Below are 19,196 nucleotides of genomic sequence, written 5' to 3' on the forward strand. Positions count from 1 at the left end.
CCGCCACCACCCCGCGCAACGGTAAGACATGAGCGCCATCGACACCCTTCCCCCGCTGCGCGAAGTCATCGCCACCCATCAGCTCTCGGCCCGCAAATCGCTGGGCCAGAACTTTCTGCTGGACCTCAACCTGACCGCCAAAATCGCGCGCCAGGCCGGAGACCTCAGCCAATGCGACGTCCTGGAAATCGGCCCCGGCCCGGGTGGTCTGACCCGAGGGCTCTTGTCCGAAGGCGCTCGCAAGGTGGTGGCGGTGGAAAAGGACACCCGCTGTATTGCTGCCCTGAACGATATCGCTGCCGCCTATCCTGGTCAGCTTGAGGTCATCAACGGCGATGCGCTGGAAATTGATCCGCTGGCGCATCTGACCCCGCCCATCCGTGTGGCCGCCAACCTGCCCTACAATGTCGGGACCGAGCTTCTGGTGCGTTGGCTTACCCCACCGGAATGGCCGCCCTTCTGGCAAAGCCTGACGCTTATGTTCCAACGCGAAGTGGCCGAACGTATCGTGGCCCAGCCCGGCAGCAAGGCCTATGGCCGCCTCGCCATCCTCGCCCAATGGCGGGCCGAGGCGCGCATCGCCATGTCCCTGCCCCCCGGGGCCTTCACACCACCGCCCAAAGTCTCGAGCGCCGTCGTCCACCTGACTGCCCTGCCCGAACCGCGCTATGCAGCCGATGCCGCAACGCTGTCCCGTGTGGTTGCCGCCGCCTTCAACCAGCGCCGCAAGATGCTGCGCGCGTCGCTGAGGGGCGTTGCGCCAGATATCGAGGATCGCCTTCTATCGGCTGGCATCCAGCCCACCGAACGCGCCGAACAAGTTCCGCTCGAGGCGTTCTGCGCACTGGCACGCGCGGTTCAAAAATCCTGATAAGAAAAAAGCCCCGGGTCGAAACCTCGGGGCTTTGCATCTTCTATGTCTGGGCTTACTCAGCCGCTTCGGGTGCATCGCCGTCCGTCTTGGGCGCGGCCTCTTCCACTGGCGCGGGTTTCGGCTTGCGCGCACGGGGCTTGCGTGCGGGCTTTTCCTTCTTCTCAGGCGCCTCTGCGCCTTTGTTCTCGGGCGTTTCGACCAACCCGCTTTCGGGGGTGGCCTCCGGCGCGCCAAAATCCATTACATCAGGCTGCGGGGCCTCGGCCGGGTCAGCCTGACGGGCCGCTTCGCGTTCCTGACGCTCGGCGCGCTCACGGTCGCGTTCAGCCTGGCGTTCGCGGTTCTGGCGCTCCTGCTCCTCGCGGCGGGCCTCCATCTCGCGCTGAGCTTCACCCAGCAAACGCAGATAATGCTCGGCATGCTGCTGAAAGTTCTCGGCAGCCACGCGGTCATTCGACAGCTGAGCATCGCGCGCCAACTGGTTATACTTATCAATGATCTGCTGCGGCGTGCCACGCACCTTGCCCTCGGGACCCGAGCTGTCAAAAACTCGGTTAACGACGTTGCCGCCAGAAGGACGATTGCGGTTGTTCTTGGCCCGCGAACGGGATTTGGAAGATCTCATCTTACTTTACGTCAGCCTTATCAATTCACTGTCGATCAACCCGTATCTAACGCTGCTCAGTGGCTTTGTGCCGTTACGCGTCATCGACTTTTTGGGCTTGGCGTCAGGGGTGCGCTGAAACAGCGTCAACCTCGCAGACTAGTCTTGAGTAAACACGTCCTGCGCGTCCAGACAAGAGCTTTGTCTGATATTTCGCAGCTTTTTTACATCAATCGGCGCATTTCAGCCTCAGGCAGGCTTTTACTGCGGCATTCTGGCGCCCACAACGCGGTCCCGCCCATCCAGATCCGGGATCAACCGTGTCTCTACCAATCCTGCCGCATCAAACAAAGCAGCAACATACGCCCCCTGCGTTGGCCCGATTTCGACCAGCAACCGCCCGCCCGGCATAAGGAAATCCGGAGCCGCAGCGGCGATCCTGCGATACGCACCCAGCCCATCACCTTCATCAGTCAGGGCCATGCGCGGCTCGTGCTCGCGCACTTCGGGCGACAAATCCTGCATCTCTTCGGCCGAGATATAGGGCGGATTGGAAACAATCAGATCAAATTTACCATCAATGTTCTCAAACCAATCTGATTGGAGAATCTCGGCGCGCGCCTGCACTTGATGCTGCACCGCGTTAGCGCTGGCCTGCAGGCAGGCAGATTCACTCAAATCCACCCCAAGTCCCGAGGCGCTGGCACGCTCAGCCAGCAGCGTGATCAGGATGCAGCCCGAGCCAACGCCCAGATCCAGCACATGGTCGAATGGCTCGCTCAGCGCGGCCTCTATCAAAGCTTCGGTCTCAGGGCGCGGGTCCAGCACGTCGCGACTGACGCGGAACCGGCGACCATAGAATTCACGCTCGCCCAGCAGATGCGACACCGGCACCCGAATGGCACGCAGCGAGATCAGCTGATCATAACGTTCCGCGATATCAACGGGCAGTTCTTCGGGCGCAATCAGCGTGACCCGGCTGGCTTCGATTCGCGCCGCATGAGCCAGTAAAACCCGCGCATCCCGTGCCGGGTCAGGTACACCTGCCGCCCGCAGTCGGGCGGTGGCTGCGACCATGGCCTGTGCTGCTGTCAGTGCCGCGATCATTGCGCCATCTCCGCCAGCAGCCGCGCCTGATCATCGGCGGTCAGCGCGTCGATCACCTCGTCCAGATCGCCCTGCATCACCTGATCCAGCTTATACAGCGTCAGGTTGATCCGGTGATCCGTCATGCGCCCCTGAGGGAAATTATAAGTCCTGATCCGTTCCGACCGGTCGCCCGAGCCCACCTGACTGGCCCGGTCCGCCGACCGTTCACTGTCGATCCGCTGGCGTTCCAGATCGTACAGACGGGTCTTCAGCACCTGCATCGCGATCTCGCGGTTGCGGTGCTGGGATTTCTCGGAACTGGTCACCACGATCCCGCTGGGCAGGTGCGTGATGCGCACCGCCGAATCCGTGGTGTTCACATGCTGCCCGCCCGCGCCCGAGCTGCGCATCGTATCGATGCGAATGTCATTGGCGTCGATCTGGATATCCACATCTTCGGCCTCGGGCAGCACCGCCACCGTCGCCGCCGAAGTATGAATCCGCCCGCCGCTTTCGGTCTCAGGCACCCGCTGCACCCTGTGGACACCTGACTCGTATTTCATCCGTGCAAAAACGTTGTCACCCTTGATATGGGCCACGACCTCTTTGACCCCGCCCAGGTCGGATGCCTGCTCCTCGATGATCTCAAACCGCCAGCCCCGCGCCTCAGCGTATCGCTGATACATCCGCAGCAGATCTCCGGCGAACAGCGCGGCCTCATCGCCACCTGTACCGGGCCGGATTTCCAGCATCGCCGGGCGCGCATCCGCAGCATCCTTGGGCAACAGCGCCAGTTGCAGGGCGTGTTCGGCCTCGGGGATGCGGGCCTGCAAGTCGGGGATTTCCTCTTCGGCCAGCTCTTTCATGTCCGGATCGGACAGCATCGCCTTGGCCTCGGCGAGATCGGCCACCAATTGACGCCAGCCCATGATCTGATCGACCACGGGTTTGAGGTCAGAGTATTCCTTGGCCAAAGCCGCAATATCCCCGCCCGAAGCCCCATCGGCCATGGCCGCTTCGAGGTACTGGAATCGCTGTGTGATCTGTTCAAGGCGTTCTTCGGGGATCATCCGCGCGGTGTCTCTCATCCGGGGGCGTTGGTCAAGGCCCTGCCTTGTGCTAGGTTTGGCGTATGAAACGTCTAATCCTGGTCCTCACCCTCTGTTCTACACCGGCGCTGGCGGATTACGTCGGCCCGGATGGTAAAGTCCGCGACTGCTATTGCACCGACACATCAGGGTCACGCATCGAGTTGGGAGAGTTGATCTGCCTGCAGGTCGACGGTCGCATGTTCACCGCTCAATGCCAGATGTCGCTGAACGTCCCCATGTGGCGCGAGGTGCAGGAGGGGTGCCTGTCCTCAGGACTGCAGCAGAGCAAGCCAAGCGGTGACCCGGTCCCGATTGACGCCGAAATCCTTCCGGCCAAATCTTAGGCGCGCATAGATCCGCAACGTGTCGCCATCCTGTTGAACGGTGGTGTAGTCGGGAAATCCGAACACCTTGGTGCGGGTGATATAGGTGATCATCCCTTCATCGACCGCACCGGCCAGAACTCGGGTGCGCGGGGTCGCGCGGGCAATGGCATCCAGACGCACCAACCCGTCCGGACCGGTCTCGACGACCCGAACGACACCGCCATTCAGATCACGGTCCGCGCCCTCGGGCGCAATATGCCAATGGGCAGGGTCTGACGGGGCCAGACGGATATACGCCCCCATCGCAACGCCCACCGCGATCACCAGCCAAAGCATCATCTTCATCAGCCTATTCAACCCCTCTTAGCCCAACCTACCCGCTTCGATTGTCGCCCTGCACCCCTATCGCGACGTCACGCCGGGTAGGATGCATAGCATCTCGAACAACAGATTTGCAGCGGTCAACGCTGTATTGCCCGACGGATCATAGGGTGGAGAGACCTCGACCAGATCGCAGCCCACTACTTTCAGACCCTGAAGTGCGTGGATCAGTTGCAGTGCCTGTGGGGTGGTCAGGCCTGCAATCTCGGGCGTTCCGGTTCCCGGCGCATAGGCCGGATCAAGGCTGTCGATGTCATAGGTGATATAGACCGGGTGATCGTCCACCATCTTGCGAATACGTGTTCCGATTTCGGTCAGGTTCTGCTGCCATAACGCCCAAGCCGGAAATTGCTGAAACCCCCAGCCCTGCGCCTCGGTAAAGTCGCTGGTGGCATAGCCCGAGCCGCGGATACCGATCTGGAAGGTCTTGTCAGGGACGATCAGCCCCTCTTCGTAGGCGCGACGGACGACGGTGCCGTGGGTTTCCTTCTCGCCGAACATCTCGTCATTCACGTCCGCATGTGCATCCACATGCACCAAAGCCACCGGCCCGTGTTTGGCGGCGATGGCTCGCAGGATCGGCAGGGTAATTGAATGGTCCCCACCCATCGCCACCGGGATCACGCCCTGCGCCAGAATGCCATCATAGCTGTCCTTGATGATCTTCAGACTGTCGCCCAGTGAGAACGTGTTGATCGCCAGATCCCCGATATCGGCGATCTGCAGATTGTCGAACGGAGCCGCACCATTCGCCATGTTATAAGGCCGGATCATCGCGCTTTCGCTGCGGATTTGCTTGGGCCCGAACCGCGTGCCCGACCGCCATGAGGTCCCGATATCCATCGGAATGCCCAACACCGCCACATCCAGACCGTGTAGCGAGGAGGCCTGCGGCAGACGCATGAACGTATTCGGCCCTGAAAACCGCGCCAGATCGTTGCCGCCGATGGGTTGGTTGAATTCGGTCATATGCTCACTCCGATCCGGTCCTCCACCCAGCACATACCGGAGTTATGCCTAACCAAAGGTTAAGGCCTCACCAGCTTGTTCCAACCCAACAGGCAAATGATCTGCGTCGCCACATGGGCCCCCGCGATCGCCGTCGCGCCCGAAGTGTCATAAGGCGGAGACACCTCCACCACGTCACCGCCCTTGATGTTGATCCCGGCAATGTCGCGCAGGATGATCTGCGCCTGAATGGAGCTCAGCCCACCCCAGACTGGCGTGCCAGTACCGGGGGCAAAGGCAGGGTCCAGACCATCAATGTCAAAGCTCAGGTACACAGGGCTGTCGCCGAGGATGCCCTTGATCTTCTGGGCCACGGCGGCAGGGCCGGATTCATACACCTCACGTGCGTCGATGATGTTGACGCCCAGCGTATCTTCGTTGGTGGTGCGTATCCCGACCTGCACGGATCGTTTCGGGTCCACGATCCCCGATTTCACCGCCTTGTAGAACATCGTCCCATGATCCACGCGGGACATATCGTCATCGGCCCACGTATCCGTATGCGCATCGAATTGCAGCAACGACATCGGCCCGTATTTCTCGGCATAAGCCTTGAGGATCGGGAAGCTGATATAGTGATCCCCTCCCAGCGCGACCGAGGCGACATTGGCCTTCAGAATGGTACGGATGTGATCAGTCAACGTGTCGGGAAAGGCCGGGATATTGGCGTAGTCATAGGCCAGATCGCCATAATCGACCACTGCCAGCTCGTTCAGCGCCTTGAACGGCCAACCGTAGGGTTCATCGGGCGATTGCAACGCGCTTGCCTCGCGGATCGCGCGGGGGCCAAGCCGGGTGCCAGGGCGGTTGGTCACCGCCTGATCGAACGGAATACCGGTTACCGCGATATCTGCGCCCGTCAAGTCCTTGGTATAAAGGCGCCGCAGGAACGACATTGCGCCGCCAAAGGTGTTTTCATACGAGACACCCTTCAACTCGGGGTTGGTGAACGCCTCGTCGACGTAGTTCTTTGAATCTTCCAGTGCCATGTCTTTTCCTTATCAGCCCAGGGGCTGCGCCTTTTCGACGATCCGCGCAAAGAAGGAGGCGCCAACCGGCGCGACATCGTCATTGAAGTTGTATTTCGGATGGTGCAGCCCCGCGCCCTCACCCTGCCCCATGAACAGATACGCGCCGGGGCGGGCCTGCAGCATGTACGAGAAATCTTCGGCCCCCATATCGCGGCCCATATCATCAACCACACGCTCTGTGCCGGACACCTCGCGCGCGACGTCTGCCGCGAACGCCGCCTTCTCGGCGTCGTTGATCGTCGCCGGATAGCCCACCTGATAGTCCAGCCGCGCCTCAACCCCGTAGGAAGCCGCCTGCCCCGCCACGATCTGCTCCATTCGCTCCATCACCATCTTCTGTACCGACGGGTCAAACGTGCGCACCGTGCCGTTCAGAAAAGCGGTATCCGGGATCACGTTGTTCACCGTCCCGGCGTGGATCTGCGTGACCGAGACCACCAGGTCCTCGACCGCATAGTGATTGCGACTGACAATCGTCTGGATCGCCTGCGCAATCCCGCAGGCCGCCATCACCGGGTCCTTGGTCTGATGCGGCATGGCCCCATGGCCGCCGACCCCCTGAATATGAATCTCGAACGTATCCACCGCAGCCATGATCGGCCCGGGCGTTGTGTAAAACGCGCCCTCGGGGTTCCCGGGGTCATTGTGGATGCCATAGACCTGAGAGATATCGAACCGCTCCATGATGCCCTCTTCGACCATGATACCCGCGCCGCCGCCCTCTTCCTCGGCAGGCTGAAAGATCAGTGCCACGCGGCCCGCGAAATTCCGTGTCTCGGCCAGATAGCGCGCGGCCCCCAGCAGCATCGTGGTATGGCCGTCATGGCCGCAGGCGTGCATCTTGCCGGGTTTGGTCGAGGCATAAGACACCCCCGTCTCCTCGGTGATCGGCAGCGCGTCCATATCCGCGCGCAGGCCGATGGTTGGGCCGTCCGCCTGCCCGTTGATGATCGCCACCATGCCCGTCTTGGCGATACCCTCGTGCAGCTCATCCACCCCGAACTCGCGTAGCCGCTCGGCAACAAAAGCGGCGGTCTCGTAGCATTCGAACTCCAGCTCGGGGATCGTATGCAGGTGCTGGCGCCATGCGGCCATATCGGCAGCGTAATCGGCAATTCGGTTGACGACGGGCATCTGGGGTGGACTCCTGATCGGGACTGCGGGATGGATGCATCTGACACCGGAACGAAAGGGTTCGCAATGGCCGAAAATCCTCTGATCCACGACACTGACGCGGGTATTGAACGTCTGCTGGAAATCATGCGCCGCCTGCGCGACCCGCAAACCGGCTGCCCGTGGGACATCGAACAGGATTTCGCCACCATCGCCCCCTATACGATCGAGGAAGCCTACGAAGTCGCCGACGCCATCGAACGGCAGGCCTATGACGAGTTGAAAGGCGAACTCGGCGACCTGCTGTTCCAATCGGTCTTCCACGCGCAAATGGCTGAAGAAGCTGGGCATTTCACTTTTCAGGACGTGGTTCGCACCATGTCTGACAAGATGGTCGCCCGCCATCCGCATGTGTTCGGCGATGAATCCCGCGACAAGTCCGCCGACCAGCAAACCCGCGATTGGGAAACCATCAAAGCGGCTGAACGCGCGGGCAAGGAACAGAAAGGCGCGCTGGACGGCGTGGCCGCCAACCTGCCCGCCCTGCTGCGCGCCCACAAGCTGCAGAAACGCGCCGCCCGGGTGGGGTTCGACTGGCCCGACGCCAGCCATGTGCTGGCCAAGATCACCGAAGAAGCCGCTGAACTGGAAGAGGCGCGAAACGCGAAGGATGCCGACGCGCTTGAGGACGAATTCGGCGATCTGCTGTTTGTGATGGTCAACCTCGGCCGCCATCTGGGGATCGAACCCGAGGCCGCCCTGCGCCGCACCAACGCCAAGTTCACCCGCCGCTTTGAGAAGGTCGAAGCCCGGCTGGCAGAACGCGGCAAAACGCCCAGCCAAAGCGATCTGGCCGAGATGGATGCACTTTGGGATGAGGTGAAACTTGAGGAGCACCGCGCCAATGGCAAACTCCCGCCGGTGGACGCCTCCGCTGACGTGTAATTCAACTAGACAATTCGCGTGACACTTGCGAGTGTCCGGCCCTCACACCCCCTCCGGGAGACCCCCAATGCCCCGCAAGATCATCATCGACACCGACCCCGGTCAGGACGACGCCGTCGCTATTCTGCTGGCCCTTGCCAGCCCCGAAGAGATCGAGGTTTTGGGCATCACCGCCGTCGCTGGGAACGTACCGCTGGAGCTGACGGCCAAAAACGCCCGCATCGTCTGCGAACTGGCCGGGCATACAGATATCCCAGTCTATGCCGGATGCGACCGGCCCCTGAACCGTCCCCTTGTCACGGCCGAGCATGTGCACGGCAAAACCGGGCTCGACGGTCCCGTTCTGCCCGATCCGCAGATGGAATTGGCCATGGGGCACGCGGTCGATTTCATCATCGACACGCTGCGCGCACATGAGCCCGGCACCGTGACCCTCTGCCCGCTTGGGCCACTGACCAACATCGCCACAGCATTCCAAAAGGCGCCCGATATCATTGACCGAGTGCAGGAAATCGTGCTGATGGGCGGGGCGTATTTCGAGGTCGGCAACATTACCCCGGCGGCGGAATTCAACATTTACGTCGACCCCGAAGCCGCTGAAATCGTGTTTAAATCCGGTGCTCCTATCGTGGTGATGCCGCTGGACGTCACCCATGACGCGCTGGTCACGCCCCATCGCAACGATGCCTTCCGGGCACTGGACAGTAAGGTCGGACACGCCGTCGCCGAGATGACCGATTTTTTCGAACGCTTCGACAAAGAGAAATACGGCTCTGAAGGGGCTCCCTTGCACGATCCCTGCGTCACCGCCTATCTGATCCAGCCGGACCTGTTCTCGGGCCGTCACATCAATGTCGAGATCGAAACCCAGTCCGAACTGACGCTGGGCATGACCGTCGCCGACTGGTGGCGGGTCACGGACCGCGCACCAAATGCCATGTTCATGGGCGACGTCGACGCTCAGGGTTTCTTCGACCTGCTGACAGAAAGGCTGGCCCGCCTATGACCGCCGCTCTTCGCCTTGCGCGCCCGGACGATCTGGACCGCCTGATGGCGCTGGTTGCGGCGTTTCATTCCGAATCCGGCATCGCTCAGGATGACGAGAAACGCCGCAACGCGCTCACCCCATTGCTGGACGGCATACCGCATGGGTGCGTGTATCTGATTGGGCCGGGCCGCGCGCCGCTGGGTTATGTCATCCTCACATTCGGCTGGTCAGTCGAGTTCGGCGGCATGGACGCGTTCGTCGACGAAATCTACATCCGCCCCGCAGTCCGGGGCCGCGGCATCGCATCCGAAGTGCTGCAGGACCTGCCAAAGGCGCTGGCCGAGGCCGGGCTGACTGCCCTGCATCTGGAAGTCGACCGCAGCAACGAGACCGCGCAGAAACTCTATCTGCGCTCAGGCTTCAGACCGCGCGACCGTTATATGCTGATGAGCAAAGCGCTTTAACGCGACTCGCCCCGGAAAATGACGCCCGGATGAGGCATGTCCTTCACCGGATCGTTTTGCGAGACCTCCATACCAGAGATCGGATAGGTCCCAGGTTCCGAGCACGCGGCCAGAACAGTGGTGCAAAGCACTGAAACAACAAGAAAAACTTTCGAAGCAGACATGATGTCCCCCTTTCTGCAATGCAGGCAGATTAAGGGGGTTTACGTTACGGCAATAGGAACAAGTTCACACATAACGATTTTCATGTCGTCTTTTCGCGCAACTCAAAGGCAGTTCTTTTTGAAGGTCCGCTCCATCGTCTTGAACTGCCTCTGCACGCGTTTGGGCTCCGGTAACGCCTTCAACTGATCCGTCACATTCTCGCCCGTGTACCAGGATTGGAACAGCAGCGCCTTGATATCGTCATCCAGAACCGTGTCCGCGACGTTATAGGTGCACAGGCATTCTTCCATCGTGATCTGCCCTGTTGGATCGGTTTCGATCATCTTCTGACAGACAGCGGACGGCGGATGATCCGCTAATGCGACCTGGGGCAATATGAACAGCACAGCAGCGCTAGTGACGAGTTTGACTTTAACCATGATGCTTCCCTTCCCCTGCGCCACACCGTGCCCCGTTCCAGCCAGCTTAGTCCGTTCGAGGCCAGGACAAAGCAAAAAAATAGCCCCGGCTGTTAAGCCGGGGCCATATCAGTCCTGAACCAAGAGCGGTGTTCAGCGCTTCAGGATCGATGCGCCCGCGTATTCTGCGACCTCGCCGAGCGATTCCTCGATGCGGATCAGCTGATTGTATTTGGCCAACCGGTCCGAGCGCGCCAGCGAGCCGGTTTTGATCTGACCACAGTTCGTCGCCACCGCCAGATCGGCAATCGTGGCGTCCTCGGTCTCGCCCGAGCGGTGGGACATCACGTTGGTATAGCGCGCCCGATGCGCCATATCGACGGCGCGCAGGGTTTCGGTCAGCGACCCGATCTGGTTCACCTTGACCAGCATCGAGTTCGCGCAGCCGCGCTCGATCCCCTCGGCCAGACGCGCGGGGTTGGTCACGAACAGATCGTCGCCCACCAGTTGCACCTTGTCGCCCAGTAGATCGGTCAGCGCTTTCCAGCCGTCCCAGTCATCCTCGGACATGCCGTCTTCGATCGAGATGATCGGGTAATCTGCAACCAATGCCGCCAGATAGGCCGCATTTTCCTCTGAGGTCAGGGTCGTGCCCTCGCCCGCGAAGACGTATTTGCCATCTTTGTAATACTCGGTCGCCGCGCAATCCAGGGCGAGGTGGATTTCCTCGCCCGGTTTGTAACCCGCCTTTTCGATGGACTTGAGGATGAAATCCAGCGCCTCGCGAGTGCTGGCGATATTAGGTGCAAAACCGCCCTCATCGCCCACGCCGGTGGCCAGACCCGCCGCCGACAGCTCTTTCTTCAGCGTGTGAAACACCTCGGACCCCATGCGCACCGCTTCGCGGATGTTGCTGGCCGAGGTCGGCATGATCATGAATTCCTGAATGTCGATCGGGTTGTCGGCGTGTTCGCCGCCATTGATGATGTTCATCATCGGAACAGGCAGCACACGGGCAGAAGTGCCGCCGACATAGCGATACAAAGGTTGCGTGGTGAAATCCGCCGCCGCCTTCGCGGTGGCCAGCGAGACACCCAGAATCGCGTTTGCGCCCAGACGGCCCTTGTTCTCGGTCCCGTCCAGTTCGATCATCGCCTGATCAATCGCCACCTGCTCGGTCGCGTCGAAGCCCACCAGTTCCTCGGCGATCTCTCCGTTGACGGCGGCGACTGCCTCCAGCACGCCTTTGCCCATATAGCGGGATTTATCGCCGTCGCGCTTTTCTACCGCCTCGTAGGCACCGGTCGACGCACCCGAAGGCACGGCGGCGTGGCCCATGGTGCCGTCTTCCAGAATCACGTCCACCTCGACCGTCGGGTTCCCCCGGCTGTCCAGAATTTCGCGTGCGTGGATGTCGATGATCGTGCTCATGAGGCCCGTCCCTGTGGCTGCATTCAGTTGATCGCGTCATAGCAGCAACCAGCAAAAAGTAAACCAGGTCCGTTATCGCTAACATGGGTAACTTGCGCGTTTGACCCCAATCTTCCCACAGTTTTTACGCGCAAGGATCAGGCGACGGCCATCTGCCGCACCAACCGGCGCTCGCGGACAAAGGTATACAGCCCAGATCCAATGATCAGTGTTGCCCCTGCCAACGTCATCAGATCTGGGCGTTCATTGAACATCAGCATGCCCGCAATCATAGAAAACACCAGACGCGTGTAACGAAACGGCATCATGGCAGATGCCTCGCCCACGCGCATCGCCGCGACGATGCCATAATATCCCAGCATGCTGAAAACCACTGCGGCCAGATAGGGCCCGACCTGGGTGCCCTGCACCGGAGTCAACGGCTGGCCGGTGGAAATCATCAGAATGGCTCCGGCGAGGATCGCGGCGATGTAAGCCTGCATCGCAACCACGCTGGAGGCCACGCGCGCATCCAGTTTGCGCGTGATCAGGTCGCGCGCGGCAATCAGAAAGACCGTGGCGACGACAAGCAGGGTTTCAGGCTGAAAACCCTCAAGGCCCGGTCGGATGATCATCAGCACACCCAAAAAACCAACGCCAATCGCGCTCCAGCGACGCCAGCCCACGTTTTCACCCAGAAACAATGCAGCTCCCATGGTCACAGCCAGCGGCAGTGCCTGAAACACCGCAGCCACAGTGGACAGGTCAATCAAAGACAGCGCGGTCACGAACAATACGGCCCCCAACCCCTCGGACGCGGCGCGTGCCAGCGGTAAGGGCCCCCAGGCGGCAGGTTCAAAGATGCGTTTGCGCGTCACCACGGACAAAAGAGCAAAGGCGAGGCCGCAGACAATGCCCAGCGCAATCAGAATCTGCCCCGTCGGCACTGTGGCCGACAAGTGCTTGATGAACATATCCTCAATCGCAAAAGCCGCCATCGATCCGACAAGCAGCAGGATGCCGTTTACATTATTCATCGGTGCTTCCGTTGGGTTGGGCCGCATTCCGGCTGGCCTGCAACCAGCAAAGCCGTAACAGGCGCGACGCCGCAAGTCTTATTGCGACCTCTTTGATGAATTCCCGTGCGCGCAGCGATCGCGTTTCGTGATAGGTCAGTCCTTGTCGAGCGGTACGCCGTACAGCTCAAGCCGGTGGCCTTTCAGCCTGTAGCCGAGTTTGGCGGCAATCTTTTCCTGCAACGCCTCAATCTCGGGATCGACAAACTCGATGACCTCGCCCGACTGCATGTCGATCAGATGATCATGGTGATCGCGCTCGGCATCCTCGTAGCGGGCCCGGCCATCGCCGAATTCCAAGCGCTCCAGAATACCCGCCTCTTCGAACAGCTTCACTGTGCGATAGACCGTGGCAATCGAAATACCGGAATCCTCGGCCGAGGCACGGGCATAGAGTTCTTCCACATCCGGGTGATCGGCGCTTTGCTGCAAGACCTGAGCGATGATCCGGCGTTGACCGGTCATCCGCAGGCCCTTGGCCTCGCAACGGGCGATAATGGTGTCGGACATGGTGACCCCCGGAACTCTTCGGATTTCCGTCTTAATATGTCTGCGCGCGCGGCGCCACCGACGATTTTGCCTCAGGCCGCACGGCGCAGGTCTGCCCAGACCGGCAGATGATCCGAGGCGATATGCGCAGGTCGCGTGTCATGCACCCCATGCAACGTCGCCTCAAGCCCTTGCCCCAGCGCGATTCTGTCCAAAGCACCAAGGGGCTGAGCAGCAGGAAAGCTTGGCACAGGTGGCAGGAACCGCATGTCGGGGGCCAGATGATCCAGCACCGGCTGGCGCGACCATTCATTAAAATCCCCGGCCCAGACAGTGGGCATCTGGTCCAGATCAGAATCACAGCGCCGGATATGCGTGATCTGCTGACGACGCGACGCAGACAGCAGCCCCAGATGCATCCCCAGCACGCGCAACGGGCCGATCTGAGTATCAAACTCGACTCGCACAGCCCCCCGAGGTTCAAACCCGGGCAAATCGTGATGCCCCGTCTGCCGGACCGAGATATGATCGCCGCGCCAAATCACGGCGTTGCCGTGCCAGCCCAAACTGCCCGCCCCGCCCAGATCGACGATTTGCCAACCGGCCTCATCCAGCATGAAATGCGGCAGCGCGGCAGGTCGCGGCGGCAGACGTTTGTCCGCCTCCTGCAGCACAACGATATCGGCTTGCATACTGTCGATGACCTGCATGATCCGCTGCGGTTGCCGACGGAAATCAAGCCCCACGCATTTCTGGATGTTATAGCTGGCAAGGCGCAGGGTACTGGGCATGTTCATCACGACCCGAACCTACACAACCGGGGCAAAGCTGTCATACAAGAAAATGCGCTGGTGACCGAATTAGCACACGGCGCGCACAACTATCGGTTTTGACTTGGCCGTCGAATGCAACTCACCTAGCCTCCAGTCACGACCCATTGAAACAGCTTGACCAAAAAGCGACCAATTCCGGAACTTATTGATGAAGAAGATTTATCGCACCCTTGCGGCCCTGTGCGCGGGTACGCTGATGATCGCAGCATGCGACACCCCAGATCAGAGCGACAGAAGAATAGTAACAGTCCCCTACTCGGGCCATTACAACAATATCTCCGGAAAGCTTTCAGACGGCACACCGTTCGAAGGCATCGCTTGGTTCAGCAGAAGCTCGACCCGAGGCGAGTTCTGCCTGCAAGCGGATGATTTTGTCTGCTCTGGCGAGTTTTCGGCAGGACCATCGCGACGCATATCGGGTGATTTCGTCTGCTCGAACATGGTGACGGGCACATACCGGACCGAGAGAATTCAGAAAGGGTATTTCCTCGTCCCCATCGAAGCGCAAGGAGAGCTTTCGGACGGTCGAACCAGCATCGCCACATTCGCACCGCTAGAACAAGGCCGCGGCCAGACAACTTGCTATCGGTAGGGTTCGCTGTATTGGCGCGGACAGCGCGCCGCCGGCTCGGCCGGCTTAGGCTGTCTTGACAGCCCGACCGGACAGGATCACGTCCCGCAGAATGTCGCCTGAACAACTTCGCTTTCAGCCGGAGGTCGCATCAAATCGACGGCATCCGGCTGATCCTCAAAAGGCCGGGACAGCACGACGTTCAGGCGCTGGAATAGCGTGTAATCCCCCCGCACCGCCGCTTCGATCATCTGCTCAACTCGATGATTTCGCGGAATAAACGCCGGGTTGGCCGCCGCCATCACCTGCGCCGGATCCCTTTCGCGCTGCACCCGCGCCCGCCAGCCTTCGGCCCATTGATCATACGCCGCCGGATCAGTGAACTGATCGCGCGCGCCCTGATCGCCCAGCGCCCGGAAGGTGTTGGTAAAGTCAGCAGCGTTTTGCGCCATCCGCGTCAACAGGTCCGAGATCATCTCAAGATCTCCATCCTCTGCCTGCACCAATCCGATCTTGGCCCGGAATCGCCGCAGCCACTCTGCCTGCATCAGATCCGGCATGGCGTGCACAATCTCGGTGGCCTCTTCAACGGCTGCTTCTTTGTCCTCATATTGCTGGATCAGCGCAGTCGCCAGCTGCGCCAGATTCCACACCGCAATGTCGGGTTGGTTGGAATAGGCGTAGCGCCCCATCCGATCAATCGAACTGTAGACCGTATTGGGGTGGTAACTGTCCATGAACGCACAAGGCCCATAATCAATCGTCTCCCCCGCGATTGAGCAATTGTCGGTATTCATCACCCCGTGAATGAACCCCACGCTCATCCATTGCGCAATCAGTCGGGCCTGCGCATCGCGCACGGCGCGCAACAGCCCCATAGGTCCCTCGGCATCGGGATAATGCCGCTGGATCGCATAATCCGTTAACCGCTTGAGGTTGTCTAATTGCCCGCGTGCTGCAAAAACCTGAAACGAGCCAACCCGCAGGTGGCTCTGTGCCACGCGCGTCAGCACGGCACCGGGCATCGGCCCCTCGCGCAACACACGCTCTCCGGTCTCGACCGCGGCAAGCGCCCGCGTGGTCGGAATACCCAGCGCGTGCATCGCCTCGGACACGATATATTCCCGCAACACCGGGCCCAACCAGGCCCGGCCGTCGCCCCGCCGCGAAAACGGCGTCGGCCCCGAGCCTTTCAACTGAATGTCACGGCGAACACCATCCTCACCTACGGTTTCGCCCAAAAGCACGGCCCGGCCATCACCCAACTGAGGATTGTAGGTCCCAAACTGATGCCCGGAATACAGCTGCGCCAACGGCTGCGCCCCCTCGGGCACCGCGTTGCCCGCAAAGGTCTCTGCCATCTCTTCAACCTCGCCCGGAGTGATCCTGAGCAACCGCGCCAGATCCGCGTTGAAGGCAACCAGACGCGGCGCACGCACCGGAACCGGCGCCTGTCGCGCAAAGAAGGTGTCGGGCAACCGGGCATAGCTGTTGTCGAAGGGGATCGTCAGTGTCATGCGGCAAACATATGACCTTGAGGCGCAATTGCCATAGCGGATCGCGCCCGTGCGTGCATAATCACCGCAAACCCCAAAGGGACCGCCATGACCGCGCAAGAGATCATCGACCACCTGAACCTGCAACGCCACCCCGAAGGCGGCTGGTTCCGCGAAACCTGGCGCGCCGATAACGCAGGCCGCGCCACCGGCACCTGCATCTATTTCTTGCTGGCCAAGGGCGAAAGCAGCCACTGGCACCGTGTCGATGCGACCGAGATCTGGCTCTACCACGCCGGTGCTCCGCTCATCCTGTCGCTGAGTGCGACCGATCACGGACCGGCAAGCGATCACCTGCTGAGCCCGGACCTGACCCATGGCGCACCGCAGGTGATCGTGCCCGAAGATCACTGGCAGGCCGCCCGCACCACCGGGGATTACACACTGGTCAGCTGCGCTGTCTCGCCGGGTTTCGAATTCAGCGGCTTCACCCTTGCTGCCGCAGATTTCGACATCCCCAGAAGCTGACCAGATGGACCACCGCAGCCTCATAGCCACCTTGCCTGCACAGACAAAATCCCAGCTCCAACAACGGTCCAACCGCGCCGGACTGACGCATCTTGCGCTCTACCTCGCTGCGCTTTGCCTCACGTCGTCAGGCATTCTGCTGCAAATCCCGCTGTGGCCAGTTCTGCTGGTCACACAAGGCATCCTGCTGGTCTTCCTCTTCACCCTCAGCCACGAGTGCACCCATAAAACACCATTCCGCACGTGCTGGATCAACGAGACCGTCGGGCACATGGCCTCGATCCCCATCGCTCTGCCGTTTACATGGTTCCGCTACTTCCACATGGCCCACCACAAATGGACCAACCACCCGGAAAGAGACCCGGAACTGGCGGGCAAACCCCGCCCTGACAATTGGCCCAGCCTGATGCTCTACCTCAGCGGCGGCCCCTACTGGATCGCCATGGCGCGGGTCCTGTTCCAGAACGCCACCGGGCGGATCGATGCCGCCTACCTGCCATCCCGCCAACACCGCGCGATCGGAACCGAGGCCCGCCTGCTCATCGCTCTTTACGCCCTCTGCGCACTCAGCCTGTTCTTCACGCCGATCCTCTTCTGGCTCTGGCTTCTGCCGGCACTGATCGGTCAACCCGTCCTGCGCCTCTATCTCCTGGCCGAGCACGGCCTCTGCCCGCCTGTGGCGAATATGCTGGAAAACTCCCGCACCACCTTCACCAACCGTTTGATCCGGTTCATCGCCTGGAACATGCCCTATCACGCAGAACACCACGCCTTTCCAAACGTGCCGTTCCACCAGCTGCCAGTCTTCCACCAATGGACTCAAGCCCACCTGAAATCCGTGTCAAACAGCTATACCGAGTTCGCGACCGACTACGCCCGAACACTGAGAGATTAGATCCACTCTTCATCTGGCCAAAAATATCCCGGGGGAGTCGCGCAGCGACGGGGGCAGAGCCCCCTACCCGCGCGCCACAACCTCCCGCGCCGGAGACGACACAACCCCGCCCCCGACAAGCGCACCAACCCCGGTTGTTCCGGGGCAAGAGGTCGGCATCCCCCGCGCCACCCGCACGGCGAGATAGGCAAAGGCCTGCGCCTCCAGCATGTCACCATCCAGACCCACAGACTCGACAGGCTCCACCGGGCAGTCCAAGGCAGCACGCAGCATCTCCATCAAGACCGGATTACGCCGTCCTCCGCCCGTGACAAGCAACCGCGCTGGCGGCTTGGGGCAATGCTCCATCCCCTGCACCACACCCGCCGCACACATGCCCGTCAGGGTCGCCACCGCATCCGCATCGCTCAGTTCCTGCACCAACCCGATCATCTCGGCAAAGTCATTTCGGTCCAAAGACTTCGGCGGCATTCGGTTGAAAAACGGCTCGGCCAGAAACAGCTCCAGCGCGCCGGTTTCGACCGTCCCGCCGCGCGCCAGCGCCCCATCCCGGTCCATCGGCAGACCCAGCCGCGCCTGCATCAGATCATCCACCGGCGCATTCGCGGGCCCGGTGTCAAACGCCAGCAACGCCCCAGACGCTTCCGGCCCCTCAAACGACGGGTCCACATAGGTCAGATTGCCAACCCCACCCAAATTCAGAAAACACAACGGCGCATCCGCGCCAATCCACTTGGCGCAAGCGAAGTGAAAGAACGGCGCAAGCGGCGCCCCCTCTCCGCCCAAGGCTACATCATCGCTGCGGAAATCCCAGACCACTGGCAGCCCCAAAGCCTGCGACAGGCCGATCCCATCGCCCACCTGCAACGTCCCGCGTCCGCGCGGCTCATGCGCCAAGGTCTGGCCATGAAAGCCGATCATGTCGACCTCTTCAAACTCGGCCAAAGCCTCGGCATGGGCCAGCGTCACCAGTTCGCCTGCCGCCTCAACCTCGGCCCCGTGCCACTGGCCCAACGCCGCCCGCAGAACCGCGCGCTCGGCCTCGGAATAGGCGCGATAGCGGCTCTCGCCAAAGCCAAAAATCCGCTGCCCGTCGGTTTCGACCACAGCAGCATCCACACCATCCAGCGAGGTCCCCGACATCGCCCCCAGCGCCCGGATTGGCCCGGTTTTTCCGTTGCTCCGGCTCACGCCTCTCTCCTGCTCAATCCCGCGCGTCCATCCGCGACGGCCCGCAAAGGCCACTCAACCAGACGCTGCACAAGTTTCAAACTGCCCCCAGACCCCAGTCCCTGACAAGACGCATTCACCGCAAAGCCGGTATTTTTCGGTCACAGACTCTGCAAAGGCACGCCCATAGGCAAGATTTTCGCAAGCCAATTTCTGAACTTATGTAATATGACGCAAGAAACCCCTGATGC

General features: G+C 61.1%; 23 protein-coding genes. 8 read left to right on the top strand and 15 right to left on the bottom strand.

Going from position 1 to position 19,196, the window contains the following annotated elements; all coding sequences use genetic code 11:
* Positions 1-28 precede the first annotated feature (28 nt).
* Positions 29-871, top strand: coding sequence for a 16S rRNA (adenine(1518)-N(6)/adenine(1519)-N(6))-dimethyltransferase RsmA (gene rsmA, locus ACR0KM_RS15900; RefSeq protein WP_480857421.1), 843 nt, complete (start codon positions 29-31; stop codon positions 869-871).
* A 55-nt stretch (positions 872-926) separates the two neighbouring features.
* Here rsmA and ACR0KM_RS15905 read toward each other — a convergent pair whose 3' ends face one another.
* From ACR0KM_RS15905 to prfA, 3 genes are all read right to left on the bottom strand, one after another.
* Entirely contained in the window at positions 927-1,499 is a 573-nt protein-coding gene (locus tag ACR0KM_RS15905; protein ID WP_480819768.1) for a DUF4167 domain-containing protein, read from the bottom strand.
* Positions 1,500-1,739: 240 nt separating this feature from the next.
* Positions 1,740-2,585, bottom strand: coding sequence for a peptide chain release factor N(5)-glutamine methyltransferase (gene prmC / locus ACR0KM_RS15910; RefSeq protein ID WP_480819767.1), 846 nt, complete (start codon positions 2,583-2,585; stop codon positions 1,740-1,742).
* Positions 2,582-3,637, bottom strand: a complete 1,056-nt coding sequence (prfA, locus tag ACR0KM_RS15915) for a peptide chain release factor 1 (RefSeq protein ID WP_480857641.1) — start codon at positions 3,635-3,637, stop codon at positions 2,582-2,584. Before prfA ends, prmC begins: the two co-directional genes overlap by 4 nt.
* A gap of 62 nt (positions 3,638-3,699) precedes the next feature.
* On the opposite strand from prfA, the gene ACR0KM_RS15920 reads away from it, so the two are divergent.
* A complete protein-coding gene (locus ACR0KM_RS15920) occupies positions 3,700-4,002 on the top strand; it encodes a hypothetical protein (protein WP_480819766.1) in 303 nt (100 codons plus the stop codon).
* On the opposite strand, the gene ACR0KM_RS15925 is transcribed toward ACR0KM_RS15920, so the two are convergent.
* From ACR0KM_RS15925 to ACR0KM_RS15940, 4 genes are read right to left on the bottom strand one after another with little or no spacing between them, the layout of a single operon-like run.
* On the bottom strand, positions 3,928-4,329 hold the full coding sequence (locus tag ACR0KM_RS15925) for a DUF1499 domain-containing protein (RefSeq protein ID WP_480857419.1): 402 nt from the start codon (positions 4,327-4,329) through the stop codon (positions 3,928-3,930). The two genes, ACR0KM_RS15920 and ACR0KM_RS15925, sit on opposite strands and share 75 nt — an antisense overlap.
* Before the next feature lie 57 nt (positions 4,330-4,386).
* Positions 4,387-5,334, bottom strand: coding sequence for an agmatinase (speB, locus tag ACR0KM_RS15930; RefSeq protein WP_480857417.1), 948 nt, complete (start codon positions 5,332-5,334; stop codon positions 4,387-4,389).
* A 59-nt stretch (positions 5,335-5,393) separates the two neighbouring features.
* Entirely contained in the window at positions 5,394-6,362 is a 969-nt protein-coding gene (gene speB / locus ACR0KM_RS15935) for an agmatinase (RefSeq protein ID WP_480857415.1), read from the bottom strand.
* Positions 6,363-6,374: 12 nt separating this feature from the next.
* On the bottom strand, positions 6,375-7,538 hold the full coding sequence (locus tag ACR0KM_RS15940) for a M20 aminoacylase family protein (protein WP_480857414.1): 1,164 nt from the start codon (positions 7,536-7,538) through the stop codon (positions 6,375-6,377).
* Between the two features lie 66 nt (positions 7,539-7,604).
* Between ACR0KM_RS15940 and mazG the strand changes: the two genes are divergently transcribed.
* The 3 genes from mazG (at position 7,605) to ACR0KM_RS15955 (ending at position 9,914) form a co-directional block, all read left to right on the top strand.
* Positions 7,605-8,462 (top strand): nucleoside triphosphate pyrophosphohydrolase, encoded by an 858-nt coding sequence (mazG, locus tag ACR0KM_RS15945; protein WP_480857639.1) that lies wholly within the window; start codon positions 7,605-7,607, stop codon positions 8,460-8,462.
* A gap of 67 nt (positions 8,463-8,529) precedes the next feature.
* Positions 8,530-9,468 carry a nucleoside hydrolase gene (locus ACR0KM_RS15950; RefSeq protein WP_480857412.1) on the top strand — a complete coding sequence of 313 codons (939 nt, stop codon included), beginning with the start codon at positions 8,530-8,532 and terminating at the stop codon, positions 9,466-9,468.
* Complete coding sequence (locus ACR0KM_RS15955) at positions 9,465-9,914, top strand: GNAT family N-acetyltransferase (RefSeq protein ID WP_480819760.1); 450 nt, start codon at positions 9,465-9,467, stop codon at positions 9,912-9,914. Before ACR0KM_RS15950 ends, ACR0KM_RS15955 begins: the two co-directional genes overlap by 4 nt.
* Here ACR0KM_RS15955 and ACR0KM_RS15960 read toward each other — a convergent pair.
* The 6 genes from ACR0KM_RS15960 to ACR0KM_RS15985 form a co-directional block, all read right to left on the bottom strand.
* Positions 9,911-10,078: a hypothetical protein gene (locus ACR0KM_RS15960; RefSeq protein ID WP_480819759.1), complete on the bottom strand. Its 168-nt coding sequence runs from the start codon at positions 10,076-10,078 to the stop codon at positions 9,911-9,913. The two genes, ACR0KM_RS15955 and ACR0KM_RS15960, sit on opposite strands and share 4 nt — an antisense overlap.
* A 102-nt stretch (positions 10,079-10,180) precedes the next feature.
* Positions 10,181-10,498 (bottom strand): hypothetical protein, encoded by a 318-nt coding sequence (locus ACR0KM_RS15965; protein ID WP_480819758.1) that lies wholly within the window; start codon positions 10,496-10,498, stop codon positions 10,181-10,183.
* A gap of 132 nt (positions 10,499-10,630) precedes the next feature.
* Positions 10,631-11,908 carry a phosphopyruvate hydratase gene (gene eno, locus ACR0KM_RS15970; RefSeq protein ID WP_480857409.1) on the bottom strand — a complete coding sequence of 426 codons (1,278 nt, stop codon included), beginning with the start codon at positions 11,906-11,908 and terminating at the stop codon, positions 10,631-10,633.
* Positions 11,909-12,045: 137 nt separating this feature from the next.
* Complete coding sequence (locus ACR0KM_RS15975) at positions 12,046-12,924, bottom strand: DMT family transporter (protein ID WP_480857407.1); 879 nt, start codon at positions 12,922-12,924, stop codon at positions 12,046-12,048.
* A gap of 135 nt (positions 12,925-13,059) precedes the next feature.
* The gene (locus ACR0KM_RS15980) at positions 13,060-13,473 is read right to left on the bottom strand and encodes a Fur family transcriptional regulator (protein ID WP_480819755.1); all 414 of its coding nucleotides are present in this window, start codon (positions 13,471-13,473) and stop codon (positions 13,060-13,062) included.
* Positions 13,474-13,544: 71 nt separating this feature from the next.
* Complete coding sequence (locus tag ACR0KM_RS15985; protein WP_480819754.1) at positions 13,545-14,249, bottom strand: endonuclease/exonuclease/phosphatase family protein; 705 nt, start codon at positions 14,247-14,249, stop codon at positions 13,545-13,547.
* 184 nt (positions 14,250-14,433) lie between these two features.
* Between ACR0KM_RS15985 and ACR0KM_RS15990 the strand changes: the two genes are divergently transcribed.
* The gene (locus ACR0KM_RS15990; protein WP_480857406.1) at positions 14,434-14,877 is read left to right on the top strand and encodes a hypothetical protein; all 444 of its coding nucleotides are present in this window, start codon (positions 14,434-14,436) and stop codon (positions 14,875-14,877) included.
* Positions 14,878-14,954: 77 nt separating this feature from the next.
* On the opposite strand, the gene ACR0KM_RS15995 is transcribed toward ACR0KM_RS15990, so the two are convergent.
* A complete protein-coding gene (locus ACR0KM_RS15995) occupies positions 14,955-16,373 on the bottom strand; it encodes a protein adenylyltransferase SelO (RefSeq protein WP_480857404.1) in 1,419 nt (472 codons plus the stop codon).
* An 87-nt stretch (positions 16,374-16,460) separates the two neighbouring features.
* Between ACR0KM_RS15995 and ACR0KM_RS16000 the strand changes: the two genes are divergently transcribed.
* The gene (locus ACR0KM_RS16000) at positions 16,461-16,880 is read left to right on the top strand and encodes a cupin domain-containing protein (protein WP_480819751.1); all 420 of its coding nucleotides are present in this window, start codon (positions 16,461-16,463) and stop codon (positions 16,878-16,880) included.
* 4 nt (positions 16,881-16,884) lie between these two features.
* On the top strand, positions 16,885-17,775 hold the full coding sequence (locus ACR0KM_RS16005; RefSeq protein ID WP_480857402.1) for a fatty acid desaturase: 891 nt from the start codon (positions 16,885-16,887) through the stop codon (positions 17,773-17,775).
* A 63-nt stretch (positions 17,776-17,838) separates the two neighbouring features.
* Here ACR0KM_RS16005 and ACR0KM_RS16010 read toward each other — a convergent pair whose 3' ends face one another.
* Complete coding sequence (locus ACR0KM_RS16010; protein ID WP_480857400.1) at positions 17,839-18,966, bottom strand: anhydro-N-acetylmuramic acid kinase; 1,128 nt, start codon at positions 18,964-18,966, stop codon at positions 17,839-17,841.
* Positions 18,967-19,196: the final 230 nt, after the last annotated feature.

Source organism: Ruegeria sp. G10 (assembly GCF_056533645.1).

What these genes read in the sequence shown, in the direction of transcription:
- ACR0KM_RS16000 (WP_480819751.1), top strand. Translation starts at nt 16,461, where the DNA reads ATGACCGCGCAAGAGATCATCGACCACCTGAACCTGCAACGCCACCCC.
- ACR0KM_RS15980 (WP_480819755.1), bottom strand. Translation starts at nt 13,473, where the DNA reads ATGTCCGACACCATTATCGCCCGTTGCGAGGCCAAGGGCCTGCGGATG.
- prmC (WP_480819767.1), bottom strand. Translation starts at nt 2,585, where the DNA reads ATGATCGCGGCACTGACAGCAGCACAGGCCATGGTCGCAGCCACCGCC.
- speB (WP_480857417.1), bottom strand. Translation starts at nt 5,334, where the DNA reads ATGACCGAATTCAACCAACCCATCGGCGGCAACGATCTGGCGCGGTTT.
- ACR0KM_RS15955 (WP_480819760.1), top strand. Translation starts at nt 9,465, where the DNA reads ATGACCGCCGCTCTTCGCCTTGCGCGCCCGGACGATCTGGACCGCCTG.
- ACR0KM_RS15940 (WP_480857414.1), bottom strand. Translation starts at nt 7,538, where the DNA reads ATGCCCGTCGTCAACCGAATTGCCGATTACGCTGCCGATATGGCCGCA.
- rsmA (WP_480857421.1), top strand. Translation starts at nt 29, where the DNA reads ATGAGCGCCATCGACACCCTTCCCCCGCTGCGCGAAGTCATCGCCACC.
- ACR0KM_RS15920 (WP_480819766.1), top strand. Translation starts at nt 3,700, where the DNA reads ATGAAACGTCTAATCCTGGTCCTCACCCTCTGTTCTACACCGGCGCTG.
- ACR0KM_RS15975 (WP_480857407.1), bottom strand. Translation starts at nt 12,924, where the DNA reads ATGAATAATGTAAACGGCATCCTGCTGCTTGTCGGATCGATGGCGGCT.
- speB (WP_480857415.1), bottom strand. Translation starts at nt 6,362, where the DNA reads ATGGCACTGGAAGATTCAAAGAACTACGTCGACGAGGCGTTCACCAAC.
- ACR0KM_RS15995 (WP_480857404.1), bottom strand. Translation starts at nt 16,373, where the DNA reads ATGACACTGACGATCCCCTTCGACAACAGCTATGCCCGGTTGCCCGAC.
- mazG (WP_480857639.1), top strand. Translation starts at nt 7,605, where the DNA reads ATGGCCGAAAATCCTCTGATCCACGACACTGACGCGGGTATTGAACGT.
- ACR0KM_RS16005 (WP_480857402.1), top strand. Translation starts at nt 16,885, where the DNA reads ATGGACCACCGCAGCCTCATAGCCACCTTGCCTGCACAGACAAAATCC.
- ACR0KM_RS15960 (WP_480819759.1), bottom strand. Translation starts at nt 10,078, where the DNA reads ATGTCTGCTTCGAAAGTTTTTCTTGTTGTTTCAGTGCTTTGCACCACT.
- ACR0KM_RS15965 (WP_480819758.1), bottom strand. Translation starts at nt 10,498, where the DNA reads ATGGTTAAAGTCAAACTCGTCACTAGCGCTGCTGTGCTGTTCATATTG.
- ACR0KM_RS15990 (WP_480857406.1), top strand. Translation starts at nt 14,434, where the DNA reads ATGAAGAAGATTTATCGCACCCTTGCGGCCCTGTGCGCGGGTACGCTG.
- prfA (WP_480857641.1), bottom strand. Translation starts at nt 3,637, where the DNA reads ATGATCCCCGAAGAACGCCTTGAACAGATCACACAGCGATTCCAGTAC.
- ACR0KM_RS15985 (WP_480819754.1), bottom strand. Translation starts at nt 14,249, where the DNA reads ATGAACATGCCCAGTACCCTGCGCCTTGCCAGCTATAACATCCAGAAA.
- ACR0KM_RS15905 (WP_480819768.1), bottom strand. Translation starts at nt 1,499, where the DNA reads ATGAGATCTTCCAAATCCCGTTCGCGGGCCAAGAACAACCGCAATCGT.
- ACR0KM_RS15950 (WP_480857412.1), top strand. Translation starts at nt 8,530, where the DNA reads ATGCCCCGCAAGATCATCATCGACACCGACCCCGGTCAGGACGACGCC.
- eno (WP_480857409.1), bottom strand. Translation starts at nt 11,908, where the DNA reads ATGAGCACGATCATCGACATCCACGCACGCGAAATTCTGGACAGCCGG.
- ACR0KM_RS15925 (WP_480857419.1), bottom strand. Translation starts at nt 4,329, where the DNA reads ATGAAGATGATGCTTTGGCTGGTGATCGCGGTGGGCGTTGCGATGGGG.